Origin of the sequence: Bacillus sp. AK25 (assembly GCF_048270685.1) — a bacterium.
In the GTDB taxonomy this organism is placed as follows: domain Bacteria; phylum Bacillota; class Bacilli; order Bacillales; family Bacillaceae; genus Bacillus; species Bacillus altitudinis.
Window position 1 is genome coordinate 2,910,905 of record NZ_JBLUWC010000001.1, and the last position, 19,289, is coordinate 2,930,193.

Consider the following 19,289-nt stretch of genomic DNA (forward strand, 5'->3'; position numbering starts at 1 on the left):
TTGTTTTTTCAAGCAGGTAATGCTAAGAAAAAGAAATTGAGGCGGGTGATCCTTTTGAATCAAACTCCATTGAAAGAGCACTTATACGATAATCTCTCTGTCATTCTCCCTCAGTTAAAGGACATGGATGATTTGATCCATGAGAAAAAAACATTGCCTCATGGACAGGTTGTTTATTATTTATACATTAAAGAAATGAACGAAGCGATGCAGATTCAAACCTTCTTAAAGCTGCTATTGCAAGATCATGCCTCTCTGACAAAAGAGAAGCTAGAATCCAATTTATCAATGATGACAACTCGTACGGTGAAAACCTCTGAAGAGCTGGTAGATGCCATTTTTCAAGGACATTGTGTCGTACTGATTAATGGATTTCAGCATGCTTATATTTTAGAAACACACGGAACGAAGAAACGTAATTTAGGAGATGCTACATCTGAAACCGTCGTAAGAGGACCAAAAATTGGTTTCATTGAAGATATCAACACGAACTTAGCTCTCGTCAGACAGCGTTTGAAAAACCCTGATCTCAAAACAGTAGATATGAAAATCGGCGAAAAGAAATACACCCAAGTATCGATCATGTACATTGATGGTATCGTTGAGCCCTCTGTTTTAAAAGAGGTAAAAAAGCGTCTCAAACAAGTCACCATAGATGATATTCAAGACTCAGGCGTTCTTGAGGAGCTGATTGAAGACAATGTGTATTCTCCTTTTCCGCAAATTCAAAACACAGAACGGCCTGATAAAGTGGCATCTGCTTTAAACAATGGACGCGTCGCCATCTTTGTTGATCATTCACCTTTTATCTTAATTGTCCCTGCTTCCCTCGCGACGATTATGCAATCACCTGATGATTATTATGAAAGATGGGTCGCCGCCTCTCTGATTCGTTTGCTGCGTTTTACGTCCATCTTTCTCACATTGTTTTTATCAGCCATTTATATTGCCCTTGTGTCCTTCCATCAAGGTCTTTTGCCCACAACTTTAGCTATTTCCATCTCAAGCACACGTGAGAATGTCCCCTTTCCTCCTATTGTGGAAGCACTCATCATGGAAATGACCATTGAACTGCTGCGAGAGGCTGGGTTAAGGCTTCCTAATCCACTTGGACAAACAATCGGACTTGTGGGCGGTGTTGTCATTGGGCAGGCAGCCGTACAAGCCCATATCGTCAGCTCCATTATGGTCATTATTGTCAGCGTCATTGCACTTGCATCCTTTACCTTTCCTCAATATGGGATGGGGATATCATTTCGTGTCCTTCGCTTTGTGTCCATGTTTGCTGCAGCTGCATTCGGTTTATATGGACTTGTCCTGTTTATGCTCGTCTTACTCACTCATTTGACAAGACAAAAAAGCTTTGGCACCCCATATTTTTCACCAGATTTTGTGTTCAGCTATAAAAATGAGGACAATTCCATCATCAGATTGCCTTTGAAAAATCAAAAGAAAGGGGAACGACATGGTCAATCATAAAGAGTCGATCTCAAGCTATCAGGCAAGTGCCATTATCGCCAATACCACGCTAGGCGCAAGTATGATGATTCTGCCAAGATCAATGGCTCAAGCTGCGCCTACACCTGACGGCTGGATTGCACTCTTACTTATGAGTGTAATATACATTGTGTTCATTTTTGTCAATGTGCTCATGATGAAAAAGGTCTCCTTTTCTTCCTACTATGACTATACAAAAGAAGGACTTGGGAAATGGATTGGCTCACTTGCCAACCTGTTGATTATTATTTACTTTCTCGGCGTTGCCAGCTATGAAGTACGAGCCATGTCTGAGATGGTGAAATTCTTTCTACTTCAAAACACCCCTGTAGCCGTGACGATGATCAGTTTTATTTTGGTTGGTTTTTATCTCGTAGTTGGCGGAATTGGTGATTTTGCCAGACTGTGCCCATTTTTCCTCATTGTCACCCTAATTATCTTATTTCTTGCATACGGACTCAGTGTGCAAGAATTTAAATTAGATAACTTAAGGCCTGTATTAGGAGAGGGATTCTCCCCTGTCTTCAAATCCTTGAACGCATCAGCCATTTCATTTGTAGGTATTGAAATGATGCTGTTTATGCCTGCCTACATGAAAACGCAAAAACACACTTTTGCTTATGGCGCAATCGGCTTTTTGGTTCCTGCGATCATCTATATTTTCACCTATATTCTTGTGGTTGGTGCGTTCACGGTGAAAGAAACAGCGACTTTGACTTGGCCGACGATTGCCTTATTTCAATCGTTTGATATACAAGGGATTTTTATTGAACGGATTGAATCCTTTTTGCTCATCGTTTGGCTTGTCCAGCTTTATACGAGCTTTGTAGGATATACGTTTTTTGCTGCAATGGGCGTATCCAAACTGACTAAATTCCCTAAAAAGGTCGTGCTCGCGTTGATGGGAATTGTCATCTACATTGCCGCAAGTTTCCCAAAGGATGTTGATACAGTACGTGATTATTTAACCTATGTGAACCATTTATTTTTCCTTTTATTCGGTATTCTCCCGTTTCTCTTATTTATCATCGTGTTTTTGAAAAGGAGGCGGAAAGCTGCATGAAAAAGCACGCAGCCTTTGCAATTATGACCCTTGTTCTATTAAGTGGATGCTGGGATAGTACTAATATTGAGGAGCTCAACATGGCGATTGGTTACGGCTTAGATAAAGGCGATGACGGTCATAAACTTAAAATATCTATGCAGGTCCTTGTCCCACAAAAAATTGAACAAGAATCCAGCGTGAAAGACCCAACAAAGATTATTGAAACTAGTGGAGATTCCGTGCATCAAATTTTCCGAACAACGACACTGAAAAGTCACCGTATTTTCGCCCAGCAGTTGAGGGTGTATTTATTTTCTGAGGAGCTCATCAATGAGAATAATTTCGACTTGGTCATTAATCAATTCATTCGAGACAATGAAACACGGAGAGGAAGCCTCGTCTTTATGACCTCTGAGAAGCCAGGGGACTTGCTGAAAATCAATGACGATGGACAGCCAGCTTCTTCTACATTATATGATATTTCTGGGAATACAAAATCAACCATACGTATGTTAAAGCCCGTTTCATTAGGAGACATTTCTTCTGCTATGCAAAACAATGTATCTTTTGCTGTTCCGAAAGTCAGTGTAGATCAAGGGAAATTAATGCTCGACGGTGCCTCTATTATTAAAAACAAACGATTTCTCACCAACATCTCTCCGTTAGCCGTGCAGTCATACAACCTGTTGACTGGGGACGGAAAAGGCGGAGTCGTTGAATTTAAATATGATCACAGTATCTATTCTTTTGAGATATTTAAACTGAAACACAACATTGAAACAAATAAAACAGCCAGCGGAAGATATCAATTTAATGTGTCAGTGGAGCTTGATGGAAGATTGTCTGAGGATTGGAATGAGCGGGAGAACTCATTTAATGAAAAGTATCTTCAAGAAATTGAGCGTGCAGTGGAGCGTCGATTAGAGAAAGATGCAAAAGATTTCATTGAGGAATTACAGCACGAGATCAAAGCAGATATTTGTGGGTTTTATCAAAAAGCAAGCATTGCATATCCGAAGGACTATCGAAAAGAAGCAAAACATTGGGATGACATTTTTAGTGAATCGGATATTCGTTACAAAGTAAATGTGAAAATCCGTGACTTCGGGACTAAGGGCGCAACACAATCCTAATAGAGTATGTTAAAATGGTAAGAAAAAAAGGGTGTCAATCATGAAACGAGCTTTACTTTCGGCCGGCATTCTATTTTTGATTCTAGGAATACTTCTGTTAGTCGTGGTATTCATGCAATCAAAAGAAGATTTCTTCATTGAAGCCGACAGCTTTTCAAGCACATTTTTGATCGTGATTTATTATGGACAAACCCCTGCGCTCCTTCTGATTGGAGGCGGTTTATTTGTTGGACTTTCACAGATCATTGATTTGCAAGAGAAAAAAGCGGCAGTGGCAAAGGAAAGCGTCAAGCTGCTTTCCGAGATGAAGAAAACCCTGGAAGACAAATCGGCCGAGGAGCAGGAGGCTTTTCCAGTTCCTGAGCTCCATCAACTATCCGAACGTCCAATCACAGGACAGAAGGACTAAATTTGCGCATGTTCCAGCAGCTTTCATTTGAAAGCTGTTTTTTTATTGAATCAGCTTATGGCGATGTGCATACACGGCCGCTTGTGTGCGGTCTTCTACATCAAGCTTGGAAAGAATGTTAGTAATATGCGTCTTGACGGTTTTGATGGTAATAAACAATTCCTCAGCAATGACCTTATTCGATTTTCCATCGGCAATCAGCTTTAATATTTCCATTTCTCTTGCGGTTAACGAATCGTGCAGAATGGACCCATTTGATGAATGGCGGAGTTTGTTCATGACCTTTCCAGCTACTTTTGATTCAAGTCTTGGTTCGCCGATACTCGCAGACCTGATGGCATCAGCAATTTCTCCTGCTTTCGATGTTTTTAAAAGATAGCTTAAAGCACCAGCCTCAATCACTGGATACACTTTATCATCATCAATAAAGCTCGTCAGTACAATAATTCGGGCATCCTCTATTTCCTGACAAATTCTTTTCGTTGCTTCAATGCCATCCATGCCTTCCATAACAAGGTCCATTAAAATCACGTCTGGCTTTAATTCAACCGCTAGTTCTACACCTTTTTGTCCATCTGACGCTTCACCGATGACTTCAATATCCGCCTGTGCCTCTAAAAAAGCAGCAAGACCCATTCTCACCATTTCGTGATCGTCAATTAAAAGCACTCGAATCATCGAACGTTCTCTCCTTTTCCTTCATCAAAAATGGGAACCTTCACATCAATTTGTGTGCCTTTTCCCTCAAATGACATAATCTCTGCGACACCGCCTACTTCACTTGTTCTTTCTCGTATCGATTCAAGTCCGTAGGAAGCAGTCTTCACATGATCTGTTTGAAAACCAATCCCGTTGTCGATAATTTTCAACTGAACTTGACGGTTCCGAATAAGCAGACGTACTGTCACCTTTGTCGCCTTTGCATGCCTAAACACATTGGAAAGGGCTTCTTGCACAATTCGGAACAGATGGTCCTCCACCCCTTTAGACAGCGGAACATCATCTTCTATTTCCCAATCAATATCAATTGGCTGCTTTGCCTGAAATTCATTGAGTAGCTCAATCAAGCCTTTTTTCAAGTCTTTTCCTTCAAGGGTGATCGGTCTTAAATGCAGAAGGAGTGCACGCATCTCATTTTGTGCATCGCCAGCCATTCGTTCCACAAGACGCATTTGCTTTAAAATCTTTTCATCCTTTTCCTTCATCCCTTCAAGAATCGCAGACGTCATCATCGAAATGGCGAATAGCTGCTGGCTGACTGCATCATGCAGCTCACGCGCTAGACGCTGACGCTCTTCTGAGACAACCGATTTTTTCATTTGAACCTGCCATTCAGCTCGCTCATTTGAGAGCTTTTGTAAGGAGGCTACTTGCCCTTCCACTCGTTTCGCCATTTCATTTAATTGATCTGCCGCCAAACCAATTTCATCATCACCTAGAGAAGGCAGTCTATAGGCAAAATTCCCATTTTCAAACTTCAAAATCGACTCTACAAGCTGATCTAGCCGCTTCTTATGCTGATAGCCAAACACATGCCCCGCTGATACACCAATGGCGAGACTAATAATGAGTAAAATACAAAAAAACGGGATGCCGAACCACCGCGTAGACAGCAAAATCATGGGATCAAGCTGGTAATAAAAAAACATCGGGAGTGTCGTCATGATGACAACACCAAGCGAGATACCGACTGCAAGACGAACAGATTGCCACTGGATGCCTAAATGCAGTTTCCTCATAAGTACCTCACATCCACATCCCCAATCAGGAGAGAAATGGAGATTTTCACTTTTCGCTTGCTTTCGTCATAATCATTTGTCATGACATACACTTTACTGCCGAACCCGCTTCTTTTTTCATCAATGATTTTCATATCACCAATCGCGGCCGAAGCACTCACACATACTTCAATATCCTGAGGTACATAAATATCGACATCTCCGATGAGTCCACTAATGACGATCGTACTCTCTTCCTCTGCAATGATGGCCTTTGATAAGTCGATTTTGACATCGCCAATAAAACCTGAAATGGTCAAATCGCTTAATTGAAATGGTTTTTTCATCAGCCTGACTTCACCGATAAAGAAATCATGTTCTTTGCGCGGCTTTGTCTGGCTTTTTGTTTTCTTCTGATCGCCCTCTTTTTCAAGATTGACTTTCAGTGAAGGCTTTCCATCGTCTGATGATTCCTTTTTATCGACATCAAAAACAGGTTTGTTTTTCAATAAACGATAGCCCGCATAGATCAAAAAGGCAGCAAATAAATACCCAGTCAAACTAAACGTGATATTTAGTAGAAACTTCAAGAAGAGAAAGCCTGCAAAAATATAGGAAACCGAACCGAGCCAACGTTTAGATCGAGAGTGCAGCCAATAACCAAATAGAGCAAAAAACACTGGCCAAAATAGGTCTGCCCCAATCCCAATAATTTTGAGAAAAAGATTAATACCAAAAATCACCACAATGATGCCTAAAATTTGATTTCTAGAAAAACGCAGTTGACTCGCCTCCTTCCTTTTTACGTTTGTTTACCGCAATTTTAAGTTTCCGCTTGTCATCTCAATATCGACTAAGTGTGTCCCTTTCCCATGCGTGCCTGTAAAACCTCGGCCTTCACTATCCGCTTGGTCAAAATCATACGAATGATCAATACTTCCACTCGTTTTTTTCACTTGGACTTTGAAATCTCCCTCATCTGGCAAGTTCAATTTCGCACTGCCTGATGTCATGTGAAAGTCGACTGGTGAATCAATTGTATCAAAGCTTGCTGTCAGCCTGCCGCTTGTCATGCCTAATTGCAGCTTTCCTTTTACATCTTGAATATCAGCACGACCAGAAGTGGCACCAATATCACTTTCCTTCGCATCAATATGAGACACTGAGAGTCTGCCAGAAGTCGCCTTGATTTCCACTCGATTTGCTGAGAAGTTCTCAGCTGTGAGGTTTCCGCTCGTTGATTTGAGCGTCACATCTTGAAGAGACAGCTTTCCTTCGCCATTTACTTCGCTCACGCCGATTCCACCTGTTATTTTCACATCTTTATGATAATCTGTTGGAATTTTGACTAAGAGTTCTCCTTTTTCAAATGCAGAGAAAAACAAAAATCCTTTATTTTCAGCACGGACTTTGAATGTTCCGCCTGTTTGTTCCGCATACATTTTCCCTTTTCCATTCACAACCATCACAGAAATATCCGAACGATCTTCCGGCTCCACCTTGATGCGAAATCCAGAAAGAGAGATATCTAATTGTTCAACCTCATCCTTTTTCGCTGAAGCTGTTGTGACCGCTTTATCACGAGAAAAGCTCAAATGAAAGAGATCTCCATTTTTGAAAAGCATCCCAATCATCAAAAAAACACCAACAAGTATACAAATTAGACCAATGAACCGTTTCATTTATATCATCCCTTTATCCTTTGACCTTTTTATTATAAGGAAAAGCGAAACAGAAAGAAATCAAATAACGGAAGAAAAATCCTGTTTTTCTTCCGATTTGACACATTTCCATTAGTTTGCCGGCTGTTTCTCAGGCTTCTTTGATAGTTGAAGCTTTTGCCATTCCTTTTCAACCTCATCAGCGTAATCAAGATGAGCATAAGCACCCTGATCGGCAAATTGTGCATAACTACCCGCTTTTGTCTCCATTTCCTCTATACGATTCTCCATGCGTAGAAATTCTTTATAAGCACTTTCACTATCAACCTTATTCATAGATTCATTCATATGCTGCTTTGCCTGTGCGGCATTGGCTCTTGCAATCAGCGCTTGCTTCTTGTCTTTAACATCACGCAGCTTTGTTTCTAGATGCTGCAACTGTTCTTTCAGCTCTTTCAACTGTTTAACAGATTGCTGGTAGGCTTCTTGATATTCGTTGTGCTTTTCTTCAAAATACTTCATTTCAGTCAGTGCTTTCCGTGCAAGTTCTTCTTCTCCTGCATGAAACGCCAGCTCCGCCTGTTTCTTTCGCTTATCAGCAAATTCTTCTGTTTCTTCTGCTTTTCTCAAGAAACCTTGCTGAATGGTTTGCTGTTTGATAATCGCATGCTTCGCTTTGGCAATATCGTCCTCCATATCACGAACATATTGATTCAGCATGACACGCGGATTCTCCAATTTATCTAAACCTTCATTGACTGTTGCAACAAACATATCACGTACTCTTCTTAATACCATTTCATATTCCTCCCTTTATTTTTTCTTTAAAAAGTCTTCCCATTCTTGATCAAATGACGTGTGCATCGGTTCTTCCATGTTCGGTGCCGTGTTTGGCTCCATATAGGATGATCTGCCGGATGATTCCTTTGCAGATTCACCATTGATCATCTTCCAGCCAAAGTAGAGAAGTACTCCAGCAAATGCGATTCCGAGTAAAAATGGCAGCGACTGCACGACGAGCAATACACCGATAATAGAGAGAATGACCCCTGTTGTCTTACTGCCTTTATCATATTTTTTGACACCTACATAAATGAGCCACGCCCCAATCAAAGTCGGGATCAGCCCGCCCAATGAACCACCAAAGAAGATGGATAAACCGATAAACATCAGGATTGAACCGATGATGGTTTTACTTGTTATTTTCATCTTCATGCCTCCTTTCTTGCTCCTTGCTTTAACTATAGTCAAAAAAGGAAGCCGGCAAAACGTGTCGTAGATTGATCTTTGGTTGCGACCAGAGTCGTAACATGGCTCAGACTGAACGGTTGAATCAAACAAAAAACACTCTTCGAAAAGAAGAACATCAACATGAAGACAAAGCCGCTCACTTATTTACCATTTCTAGCTCTTGTGGGTGCTAAACGTATGGTAAAATCACAAAATAAGTAGTATATAGATTAAATAAATAGGCAGGTGTCGTACATTGATCAATAGAGATCAACTAGCTGATCTATTTGCTAGTCATTCTTTTCACATACAAGAAATCTATCGTTTAGTCATCCAGCCCCATAGTACATTAAGTGAATTTAAGACAGAAAGTGCTGGCTTTCTTTTCAGCATTCGTGGAGAAGCTAGACTGAATATCAATGGAAAAATTTACAATTTGCAGCCAGGATCTGTCATGCATGTAACACCGGGATGCCAGCTTGCCTTGCAGGTAATCAGTCAATCAGAATACGAATACCATTCACTTTTTTATCATTTGAATTGTGATAAAGAATCTGACTTTGACAATACTTTCAAGCTGGAAACGGGAGCAAATCCGAGAATCATAGAAATACTCACCATGCTCCATCAAAATATCCATACACCTGGTGGGATGGGAAAACTTCGAGTCAAAGAATTATTTTTGCGTCTCCTATATCAAATTCTAATGGGCTGTAAGCAGAAAGATAGCTCTCCTAATGAAAGGGTCATCGAGGAAGCTGTCGCTTATATTAGAGGACAATATATGAATCCATTAACACTTCAGGATCTCGCTGAATTGTGCGATATGAATCCCAAAAGCTTCTCATATTTTTTTCACAAATATACCGGACTTCACCCAATTGACTATGTGATCCAGTATCGTATGGAAAGAGCGCGTGAAATACTTAAGACAGGCAATATTCCGATAAGTGATGTTGCTATGACTGTCGGTTACCCTAATCCGCTCTATTTTAGCAGAGTATTTAAAAAGAAATTCGGAGTGCCACCTAGCGCATATACCGTTAGATAAATCTGTCGTATTTCTTCTCAAAACGATGGATGTCAGCCTCATTCCTTAGAGGGTTTCTACAGCTCTCTATGAAACAACCAGCCTAACTGCCTCAGAAATAGATCATCTCTCTTCTGTCAGCCCTGATTAGATAATAATGCATGTGATATTCGTTATTTGTGTATTCGCATTTCACGAGGTCCTTGCTATACTATTCGATGATAATGATTATCAATATCAATTATTGCTGAGTGATATTCAGCAACGACAGGGAGGCAGATGATGTGAACAAAAAAAGGCAGCTTTGTATCGGATTGTCCTTGTCAGCGACCTGGCTGAAGGGAAAAGGCTGGCAGCATCCAAACAGCATGGTAGAACACTTATTCTCAACCAACTTCTACGTCGAGCTTGCAAAGAGAGCAGAGATGGCCAAGCTTGACTTTCTTTTTAAGCCGGATGCGCTGGTCCTCCACATAGAGTCTTTGGATCATTCCCCTGGCTTTGGAGGTCTTGATCCAACGGTTCTACTTGCTTCGATTGCACATGAGACGAATCAAATTGGACTTGTTTCAACCGCTTCGACTACGTTCAATCCTCCATATGTAGTGGCAAGACAGATTCAATCCTTGCACTCGATCAGCAATGGACGTGCCGGCTGGAATATTGTCACTTCGATCGACGGAGCCGATCATTTTAGCCATTCACCCATGCCATCATCAGAGGAACGATATAAGAAAGCGATGGAATTTACGGATGTTGTACGCAAGCTTTGGGAGAGCTATCCAAACGAGGCGCTACTCATCAATCGGACGACAGGACAATTTGCTGACAAGAAGAGAATTTCTTCTATTCAACATGAGGGGCATTTCTTTCATGTTAAGGGTCCGCTCAATGTGCCGGCCCATCCGTCAGGAACCATTCCTTTGTTTCAGGCAGGTGCTTCGGAAAAGGGGCGTGATTTTGCCGCTTCAACTGCAGATGCGATGTTTGCATCCACCCCTGATATGGCCTCAGCTATTCAATTACGGAAAGACATGAGGAGAAGAGCATGCAAGCATGGCCGCCAGCCGGATGACATCCGTGTGCTGCCTGGCTTGTACTTTTTTTTAGGAAAAACACGTGACGAGGCGCATGAAATGTATAGAGAGGCACATTCCCATCTAAGCACTGCACAAGGTTATGCAGCAATTCAATCGATTCTAGGTCTCGATATTCGCCATCTCCCTTTAGATCAACCCGTTCCTGCCGATATGCTACAAGGATTGGATGAGCAGGTACGCAGTCAGACCCATGCTGATTTGCTGCGCAGGTTGATTGTACAAACGCAGCCTACCGTAAGAGAACTACTCTCTAGGCCTGAGGTCATTGGATCGGCACACTGGGTAATCGTGGGAACAGCTGAGGATGCACAGAAAGAAATAACCAGATGGTTTGAAACAGGTGCTTTAGACGGATTCATTGCACTTCCGGGCTCAGTACAATCACTAGAACTATTTTTTAACGAATTGGTCCCTTTACTTGTCCAGCATGGCTTGTTTAGGAGTGAATATACAGGATCCACCTTGCGTGAACATTTGGGGATGAAATAAAGCACGACCACAATAGACAGTTTGAGAGGAGTTTTGAAAAGATGAATAAAAAATTAATGATCATCGGCTTCATTTCCTTACTGATGCTGATCATGGCGGCTTGCGGTGGCGGAGACAAACCTAAGCAATCAACTATGGCCTCCGAAAGCAAAAATATCGGAATTGAAGATTCAGGAGATGCTGCTACGAAAACAATAGAGTATCTTGGGAAAACGTATACTATCCCGAAAAAAACCGAAAAAATCGTCATTACTGGGGCGATGGAAGCGATGGAAGATGCACTTGTACTTGATGTTCATCCAACAGGGGCAATATCAGTAGGAGGAAAGTTTCCGAAAATATTTGCTTCGATCACAGGCGATTCCGAATCAATTGGGGAAAAACAGCAGCCGAATTTTGAGAAAATATTGAAATTGAAACCTGACGTTATTTTAGGTTCCTCTAAATTTCAACAAGTCGTACTAAACAAGTTAGAGAAAATTGCTCCGACCATTCCAATATCCCATATCGCGACAAATTGGGAGGCTAATTTAGAGCTAATGGCCGATTTAACAGGGAAACAGACGAAAGCAGACAAAATCCTCACTCAATACAAAACAGATGTCAAAGACGCAAAAGCCTCGTTAAAGGAGAAGCTCAAGAATAAAAAAGTAGCCATCATTCGAATTCGGGGAGCACAAGCCTACGTATATCCAGAAGATGTGTATTTCAATCCTGTCTTGTATAACGAATTGGGTCTTGCCGTTCCTGAACCGATTAAGTTGGCAAAGACGCAAGAAGCAATCTCTGTCGAGCAACTAGGGGAAATGAATCCTGATTATCTATTTGTACAATTTTCTACGGATGAAAATCAAGAGGCACAACATGCATTTGATGACATGAAAAAGAATCCTGTTATTCAAAATATGACTGCCTTTAAAAAGGATCAGGTCTATATCAATGTAGTGAATCCACTTCTTGAAGGAGGACCTGCTTATAGTCGCATCCATTTTTTAGAAGTCTTGCAGCAGCAATTAGAAAATAGATGAGACTGGATCATAGGAATTCAAAGCATTTGACTAGGCATGGATCAGGTATGAAATCATTTTTAAAGCAAAAGAAGTGAGGCGACGTGTGCGATGAAAGACATGGAAGTATATGATGTAACAATTATTGGCGGTGGACCTGCTGGATTGTTTTCCGCCTTTTATAGTGGATTGCGTGAAATGAAAACGAAGTTGATTGAATTCCAGCCAGTCCTCGGGGGAAAGGTTCATGTTTATCCAGAAAAAATGATCTGGGATATAGGAGGATTAACGCCTGTTCCAGGCTCACAGCTAATTGAACAGATTGTTACTCAAGGACTGACCTTTGAACCAAAGGTCGTACTCGGAGAAAAGGTTACCTCTATTTCTCAAGATGAAACAGGTCACTTTGTTCTTCACACCGCCTCCAATCAAAAACATTACTCTAAAACCGTCATTTTAGCTGTTGGAGGAGGGATTCTCAAGCCGATTAAATTAGATATTGAGGGTGCAGAACGATTCGAGGTTCAAAATTTGCATTATACGGTCAAATCCCTTGAACGCTTTAAAGATAAAACCGTGTTGATCTCAGGAGGTGGGAATTCAGCCATTGATTGGGCAAATGAGCTGGAGCCAATTGCCAAACAAGTGTATTTGACCTATCGGAAAGATGCCTTGAAAGGACATGAAGCTGAAATATCGCGCCTGAAAAACAGCTCTGTCCAATGTTTGCTTCATACCTCGATTGAAAAGCTCATTGCAGCAGACGATCATGAGCGGATTGAAACGGTTGTCCTCAAAGAGCATCAGGACGAGACTTTATTTGAGCTAGCAACAGATGAAGTTATTATCAATCATGGATACGAGCGAGACAAAGAATTACTTACGAATAGTACCATTAAGCTAGAACAGAAAGATTATTGGATTGCAGGAACTCCACTGAGTGAGACGTCAGTTCAGGGCATTTATGCAGCAGGCGATATTTTGCATCATGAAGGAAAATTGCATTTGATTGCTGGGGCTTTTCAGGATGCCGCAAATGCGGTAAACCAAGCCAAACAATACGTAATGCCCGATGCAGGTGCTCATGGGATGGTATCTTCGCACAATGACATATTTATTCAAAAAAATAAAGAGCTGATGAAGCATTTGTATACGAAATAAAGTGTTCATTGAAAAAAAGTGACTTAGAATTCCTTCTCTACTTACAGAAGGAGGACGTTTAGCACTCTTCCATTTGAAGAGTGCTTTTCCTCATTTAGACCGAAACACAAGCGCACTTCGTTCATATTCAACATCCGCTTCACCAAGCCGATGATTCACAATACGGGCGGCAGCAAATAAATAATCGGATAGACGGTTCACATATGTGAGCGTAACTGCTGGAATCTCCTCCTGCTTTGCGAGTGTCACAATATGCCGCTCGGCTCTCCTGACGACTGTTCGCGCTACATGTAAGAGGGCAGCACCTTCCTGGCCGCCAGGTAAAATAAATTTAGTCAGCGGCGTGGCTTCTTCTACATACACGTCCATTCGCTTTTCAAGGACTGTGACAGATTCTTCTTTTAACTTGCCTTCTTTCGGTGGTTTCACCGCTGCTAAATCACCGCCGCAGTCAAACAGTTCATGCTGAATGACCATCAGCTCAGATAGAATATCTTGAAACAATTCGCCATGCTGCCTTAAGTTTGCATGGGCTAGTCCAATCAAACTATTCGCCTCATCTAATGTACCGTACGCTTCTACTCTTGCGTCATCTTTATCAGCTCGCCCGCCAATCAAGCCTGTTTGACCTTGATCTCCGGTTTTTGTATAAAGTTTCAATGAGGTTCCCCCTTATCCATTGCTTGTTCCTTTTAGTATACCCTGAAGTGGAAAAGATGTATTTGTTTTATTATGAAACACTTTTATTCAAAACCTATTCATCCCCACTTTATATGTTGAATGATGAAACATCACATTTTATAATAAATGAAAGCGCTTTTTAATTATGACAGATGGGTGGGATGATAGATGACTTTACAAAACAAAGTAGCAATCATTACAGGTGCAAGCAGAGGGATTGGCTGCGCCATTGCGGAGGCATTTGTCTTTGAAGGAGCTAAAGTGGTGCTGAACGGAACGAATGAAGTGCTATTGCAAGACGTTTGCTCCTCTCTGAATAAAGAAGAGACACGCGCTGTTTCTGTCGCTGGTGATGCTAGTTTACCAGCGACAGCTGCCTCCCTCGTTGAGAAGGCAAAAAACCATTTCGGACAGATTGATATATTGGTCAACAATGCTGGGATCAATTTGCGGAAATCAACAGTCGATACATCTGTTGATGAATGGAAAAGACTAATTGATATTAATTTGACGGGTACGTTTCTCATGTGTCAAGCAGTCATTCCTGACATGATCAAACAGCAAGGCGGGAAGATTGTCAACATGAGTTCAACTACTGGCAAAACCCCTCATCACAATGCATCACCTGCTTACGGCGTTTCAAAGGCAGGTATCAATTACTTAACGATGCATCTTGCCAAAGAATTAGCAGCACATCACATTCATGTAAATGCTGTCTGTCCTGGGCCAATTGAGACAGACATGAGCAAACAGTGGAGTGATGAATACCGTAGATCTGTTTTAGAAAGAATTCCTCTGAAAACAATTGGAACACCGCAGCAAGTCGCAAACGCCGTTACCTTTTTAGCCTCTGATCAGTCAGATTTCATCACAGGGGAAACCATCAATATGAATGGCGGAACGTATATGAACTAAAGAAAGAGCCTCCATTGGAAGGCTCTTTCTCTTTTACTATCGGTTCTCTCTCGTACCAGAAAGCATGATTGCCTGCCGAATGGCTTCTTCCATACTCGCAGAATCAGCCTTTCCTGTTCCTGCAATATCAAATGCCGTCCCATGATCGACACTTGTACGGATTATAGGCAATCCAACTGTAATGTTCACGCCTGATTCTAAGCCAAGCACCTTGATTGGTCCATGCCCTTGATCATGATACATCGCCACAACGATATCAAAGTCGCCTCTTGTCGCCCTAAAGAACAGTGTATCAGCTGGTAGCGGGCCAAATACTTGAACCCCTTCATCCTGTGCTCGTTCTACCGCTGGAATGATCTTCTCCTCTTCTTCTCCGTTTCCAAACAGACCATTCTCCCCGGCATGTGGATTAATCCCGCACACAGCAATTCTAGGTGCAGGGATACCAGACCGAACGAGGGTATCATGAGCCAGTTTAATCGTTGTGTATACACGCTCAGGATTGATTTTTAAGATGGCATCCATTAATCCGATATGTGTCGTCACATGCACCACTTTTAAATTAGGAGCTGCCAGCATCATGGCATAATCGTCCGTACCTGTCAGGTCAGCTAAAATTTCTGTATGCCCTGGATACATATGACCAGCCTTATGAAGTGCTTCCTTGTTTAACGGTGCTGTACAAATGCCGTCAATTCTACGGTCATTCGCAAGTGTAATGGCTTTTTCAAGATATCGAAAAGCGGCATTCCCTGCTTCTTTTGAAATCTCTCCTACTGGAATATCACTTGTTAATAGATGAAGATCAAGACAAGGAACGGTACCAGCTTTTACTTGTTCCGCTTCCTCCGGTTCTTTAATACTGACAATCTCCACATCTGTATTCACAAAATCTTTCGCCCTATTTAATATATAGGTGTCTCCAATGACAAATAGAACGGCTTCTTCATGTAAACGGCTTTGCTGGAAGGCTTTTAAAATAATTTCAGGACCAATCCCAGAAGCATCTCCCATCGTTACAGCAATGATTGGTTTTGCCATTCGTCTACCTCCTCTATGTTTTTCAACACTTCAACCGCATGGAGCACAGAATCTTTTTGACCATATGCCCCTGCTTTTGTGACCGCATATACACTCGTATCAACGAGCCGCCCAAGCGGGATGCCGGGTTCAATTTCTTTCAACAGCTGAATCCCGCCTGCTCCAAGCTCATGGCATATCGCACGCGCCGTATCTCCACCAGTTAAAAAAAGGCGTTTCACCCCTGTTAATTCAACAATGTCTTTTGTGATCTTACCAAGACAGACAGATAAGGTACTTCCTACTTCTTGTCTTGTCATGCCATTCGCTTCACCGTATGCCAACATCTGTTCAACCATTTCTGGCCTTGCGTCTGTATAAAGGAGAATATCTTCATCCTGACGCATGAGCAGCTGATCCATGACTGATTTCCTTTCCCATGCTTCACGGCCGTTTAATACATTCAACGGGTTCACTTTCACCTCGAGACAATCGTGCTTTTCTCTTAAAAAAGCAAACTGCTCAATTGTTTTTTGAGAAGCACTTCCTGAAACGATGAGAACAGATTCATGCTTTTTTGCATGAGAAAGATTGCGGTGTTTCGCAACATAGGATGATAATGCGCCAGCAAGTCCAGCTGACCCGACCCAAAGCACTCTTTGATTGATCTTCATAAACAAATCAACGATCTGTGTTAAATCATTGTTCGTTTCTGCATCACACACAAACCATTGATGACCATGTTTTAATAAAGATGAAACGTCATGACTCGTTTCGTTTAGCTCTGAATAGACCGCTTGCTTCGAAAGATGTTTTGGCTTGATGTTTGTCTGCTCGTCAATTAAGTCTGAAATACTGGATGTCAGGACAGGCGTTTTTGGGTCCTTCGCTGCTTCTGATAGATGAACAGGCACACCCTCCACATAATGAATCCCATAGGCCGTAGATCTATTCGCATCGGGGTAAGCGGGGGCAATGACTGCCGCATCAAACCGGCCAAGATCCATTAGTGCCTGAAGCTCTATTCCTATATTTCCTCTTAACGTTGAATCTATTTTTTTAAAGAAAAGGTGTGAATCTCCTTGTAGAAACGGCTGAACCATTTGACTGACCTCATTATACGCTCTTTCAGAAGACATACTTCGCGAGTCTGTATCGACAATCAGTACATCTTCCTCCTTGTACCGGCTCATATCCTCAAATGACGGCTGGAACAGCACAGAGGCTTTTAAACCGGCCTTCACAAATTGAACACCTGTATCACTTGCGCCTGTTAAATCATCAGCCACAATGATCACCTTTTGCTCTAAGTTCGCTCCTTTTTTTAATAGATCGTTTGTCATTTAGACACCTCGGTCTCATTGCATATTATTCCTTTAACTTTCTCCACAGCGTCGTGCGGTTAATATTCAGCCGCTTTGCTGCTTTTGATTGATTCATATTTTCTTCTTCCAGTACCGTCCGAATGATTCGTCTTTCAATCTCGTCAAGCGTGCCATGTAAATAGCTGGACAGCTGTTTTTCTTCATTCTCAGAAGCAAGTTGCTCAATTGCCGGCTTTGCTTTACTCAACGTGATATATCCACTTTTTGTTGTCAGCACCAGTTCCTCCATAATCCGCTTGAACTGCCGGACATTTTCTCTAAATCGCTCGTTTTGAAAGGCTGCAATCACATCTGCTGACAGCCCAACAACCTGAGTCCCATAAAGAGAATTTAATTCAGCTATAAATAACCGGCTCATATCCTCAATATCTTCTGCCCGTTCAGATAACGGCGGGACATGAATGACGAGCTCCTGCAAACACGTATATAGGTCTTCATGAAACGCCCCAGATTGCATCAATTTGAACAAATCAACCGTAGATGCAGCCATCCAGCGAATGTTCTGCTGATGATGAATAAGCTGCTCGGCCATAATGGGCTGCATAGCCATTGGGACACGATCAATATCCTTCAGAAAGATCGTCCCTTTTTGATGCACCGGAATTATGTTTACATCATCTAATTCAGTCAAACGGCTGCAATGCACCGTCATAAAGCTCTCATTTTTCCTCTCGCTCATTTGGTGAATAGCAAAAGCAAGGCTTGATTTACCAGTTCCTTGTTCACCATAGAGACAAATCGATCGATCTGTTTGGCTGAACGCCTTTGCCCTTTTAATCACATCTTTCATATTTGAACTCTGCTCAGTAAAAAGAGCAAATGGATGTGCTGAATGAACAGGTGCAGCCAGCGTCCATATACGCTGCCCCTCCCTATTAATCACAGCAGAAGGCTTCTCAATCGTCAAAAGTAGCTCACCTTTAGATAATAAGCTTCCTTTGACATGCCACACTTGCTGCTGAAAGGAGATTTGAGAATATCCATTTTGTTTTCCTTCTCGAACTGCTTTTACTGCTGGTTCAAGCGCCGGGCACCAATCCATCACATCAACATGAGACGTAAACGGTGCAAATAACCCTTTTTCTGTCCATTCTTTCATTTGCTGATTGATAAAATAAAGCTGATTGTGCTGATCAATGATCAGCATCCCTTTTGACTCTTGGTCAATCATTTCACGAAAGAGGCGCTGCTCAGCTGTCGCCTCTTTATATAAACGGTACATTTGTTTTGCTTGATGAAACGCTTCTTTGACAGATTCACGTCCTGAGGTAATGAGCATGCTTTGCATCCCCAACTCCTTGGCCGCTTTATCTGTAATCACATCACCCAGTACAACCTGTGTCCCTTGCTCCTGTAACTGCTGTAATAGATCCCACACTTCTTCCTCTTGCTGTATCGTATAAATATCAATTTTGATCCCGTATAACTCTCCAATAGTGCGTACACCTTGTGTAATATTTTCAAATCCAACTACTGCTTTTTTCCCTTGGTAATCTTTAATCAGCGTGAGGGCACGAAGCAAGTCGTAGCCTGACACAGGGATATCCACCACTGGAATGTTGACATGTTTTTGAATAAGCGCAGCTGTCCCCCCGCGGCTCATAATAATATCCATTCCTTGAGCCTCGGCCTGTTCTGCCAGTGCAACACCAGACCTAAGATCTCCGACTTCAAGCTGGAATGTGATGCTTTTTTCGTCTTTGGCAAGGTCGATTAATACATCGCCTAATCCTTTATACGGCGCAATACCTAATACTTTTATATTCATGAAAAGGACCCCCATTTTTTATCTCTTCATCGTGAGACAT

Annotated in this window: 19 protein-coding genes; 9 read left to right on the forward strand and 10 right to left on the reverse strand. The window is 41.9% G+C overall.

The annotated features are described in order from the left end of the window. The first annotated feature begins 54 nt into the window (after nt 1-54). Genes ACNO7B_RS15230 through ACNO7B_RS15245 form a run of 4 tightly spaced genes read left to right on the forward strand, consistent with a single transcriptional unit; the run spans nt 55 to nt 4,084 of the window. Complete coding sequence (locus ACNO7B_RS15230; protein ID WP_417901663.1) at nt 55-1,479, forward strand: spore germination protein; 1,425 nt, start codon at nt 55-57, stop codon at nt 1,477-1,479. Further along, nucleotides 1,466-2,560: a GerAB/ArcD/ProY family transporter gene (locus ACNO7B_RS15235; protein WP_417901664.1), complete on the forward strand. Its 1,095-nt coding sequence runs from the start codon at nt 1,466-1,468 to the stop codon at nt 2,558-2,560. The genes ACNO7B_RS15230 and ACNO7B_RS15235 overlap by 14 nt, the downstream gene beginning before the upstream one ends. Continuing rightward, on the forward strand, nt 2,557-3,675 hold the full coding sequence (locus ACNO7B_RS15240) for a Ger(x)C family spore germination protein (protein ID WP_394157042.1): 1,119 nt from the start codon (nt 2,557-2,559) through the stop codon (nt 3,673-3,675). The genes ACNO7B_RS15235 and ACNO7B_RS15240 overlap by 4 nt, the downstream gene beginning before the upstream one ends. Before the next feature lie 40 nt (nt 3,676-3,715). Then, nucleotides 3,716-4,084 (forward strand): hypothetical protein, encoded by a 369-nt coding sequence (locus ACNO7B_RS15245; RefSeq protein ID WP_007500307.1) that lies wholly within the window; start codon nt 3,716-3,718, stop codon nt 4,082-4,084. 42 nt (nt 4,085-4,126) lie between these two features. Here ACNO7B_RS15245 and ACNO7B_RS15250 read toward each other — a convergent pair whose 3' ends face one another. From ACNO7B_RS15250 to ACNO7B_RS15275, 6 genes are all read right to left on the reverse strand, one after another. After that, entirely contained in the window at nt 4,127-4,762 is a 636-nt protein-coding gene (locus tag ACNO7B_RS15250; protein WP_007500305.1) for a response regulator, read from the reverse strand. Further along, a complete protein-coding gene (liaS, locus tag ACNO7B_RS15255) occupies nt 4,759-5,823 on the reverse strand; it encodes a two-component system sensor histidine kinase LiaS (RefSeq protein ID WP_060781391.1) in 1,065 nt (354 codons plus the stop codon). Before liaS ends, ACNO7B_RS15250 begins: the two co-directional genes overlap by 4 nt. Further along, complete coding sequence (gene liaF, locus ACNO7B_RS15260) at nt 5,820-6,584, reverse strand: cell wall-active antibiotics response protein LiaF (protein ID WP_224559410.1); 765 nt, start codon at nt 6,582-6,584, stop codon at nt 5,820-5,822. The genes liaS and liaF overlap by 4 nt, the downstream gene beginning before the upstream one ends. 30 nt (nt 6,585-6,614) lie before the next feature. After that, the gene (locus ACNO7B_RS15265; RefSeq protein WP_108610962.1) at nt 6,615-7,484 is read right to left on the reverse strand and encodes a DUF4097 domain-containing protein; all 870 of its coding nucleotides are present in this window, start codon (nt 7,482-7,484) and stop codon (nt 6,615-6,617) included. A 111-nt stretch (nt 7,485-7,595) separates the two neighbouring features. After that, on the reverse strand, nt 7,596-8,261 hold the full coding sequence (liaH, locus tag ACNO7B_RS15270) for a stress responsive protein LiaH (RefSeq protein ID WP_255234048.1): 666 nt from the start codon (nt 8,259-8,261) through the stop codon (nt 7,596-7,598). Between the two features lie 15 nt (nt 8,262-8,276). After that, complete coding sequence (locus ACNO7B_RS15275) at nt 8,277-8,672, reverse strand: membrane protein (RefSeq protein ID WP_008347092.1); 396 nt, start codon at nt 8,670-8,672, stop codon at nt 8,277-8,279. Between the two features lie 277 nt (nt 8,673-8,949). Between ACNO7B_RS15275 and ACNO7B_RS15280 the strand changes: the two genes are divergently transcribed. From ACNO7B_RS15280 to ACNO7B_RS15295, 4 genes are all read left to right on the forward strand, one after another. After that, nucleotides 8,950-9,744 (forward strand): AraC family transcriptional regulator, encoded by a 795-nt coding sequence (locus ACNO7B_RS15280; protein WP_342498635.1) that lies wholly within the window; start codon nt 8,950-8,952, stop codon nt 9,742-9,744. A gap of 263 nt (nt 9,745-10,007) precedes the next feature. Beyond that, entirely contained in the window at nt 10,008-11,312 is a 1,305-nt protein-coding gene (locus ACNO7B_RS15285; protein WP_417901665.1) for an NtaA/DmoA family FMN-dependent monooxygenase, read from the forward strand. Nucleotides 11,313-11,353: 41 nt separating this feature from the next. Then, nucleotides 11,354-12,340, forward strand: a complete 987-nt coding sequence (locus tag ACNO7B_RS15290) for an ABC transporter substrate-binding protein (RefSeq protein WP_410684544.1) — start codon at nt 11,354-11,356, stop codon at nt 12,338-12,340. A gap of 90 nt (nt 12,341-12,430) precedes the next feature. Further along, nucleotides 12,431-13,480 carry an NAD(P)/FAD-dependent oxidoreductase gene (locus ACNO7B_RS15295; RefSeq protein WP_417901666.1) on the forward strand — a complete coding sequence of 350 codons (1,050 nt, stop codon included), beginning with the start codon at nt 12,431-12,433 and terminating at the stop codon, nt 13,478-13,480. A 90-nt stretch (nt 13,481-13,570) separates the two neighbouring features. On the opposite strand, the gene ACNO7B_RS15300 is transcribed toward ACNO7B_RS15295, so the two are convergent. After that, nucleotides 13,571-14,140: a cob(I)yrinic acid a,c-diamide adenosyltransferase gene (locus ACNO7B_RS15300; protein WP_410684540.1), complete on the reverse strand. Its 570-nt coding sequence runs from the start codon at nt 14,138-14,140 to the stop codon at nt 13,571-13,573. Between the two features lie 189 nt (nt 14,141-14,329). Here ACNO7B_RS15300 and ACNO7B_RS15305 point away from each other — a divergent pair, with 189 nt between their 5' ends. After that, nucleotides 14,330-15,076: an SDR family NAD(P)-dependent oxidoreductase gene (locus ACNO7B_RS15305; RefSeq protein WP_410684538.1), complete on the forward strand. Its 747-nt coding sequence runs from the start codon at nt 14,330-14,332 to the stop codon at nt 15,074-15,076. Between the two features lie 36 nt (nt 15,077-15,112). On the opposite strand, the gene pdxA is transcribed toward ACNO7B_RS15305, so the two are convergent. The 3 genes from pdxA to ACNO7B_RS15320 are packed head-to-tail and all read right to left on the reverse strand — an operon-like array spanning nt 15,113 to nt 19,249. After that, nucleotides 15,113-16,117 (reverse strand): 4-hydroxythreonine-4-phosphate dehydrogenase PdxA, encoded by a 1,005-nt coding sequence (pdxA, locus tag ACNO7B_RS15310; protein WP_417901667.1) that lies wholly within the window; start codon nt 16,115-16,117, stop codon nt 15,113-15,115. Next, entirely contained in the window at nt 16,093-17,439 is a 1,347-nt protein-coding gene (locus ACNO7B_RS15315) for a four-carbon acid sugar kinase family protein (protein ID WP_417901668.1), read from the reverse strand. Before ACNO7B_RS15315 ends, pdxA begins: the two co-directional genes overlap by 25 nt. Before the next feature lie 25 nt (nt 17,440-17,464). Continuing rightward, the gene (locus tag ACNO7B_RS15320) at nt 17,465-19,249 is read right to left on the reverse strand and encodes a PrpR N-terminal domain-containing protein (protein ID WP_417901669.1); all 1,785 of its coding nucleotides are present in this window, start codon (nt 19,247-19,249) and stop codon (nt 17,465-17,467) included. Nucleotides 19,250-19,289: the final 40 nt, after the last annotated feature.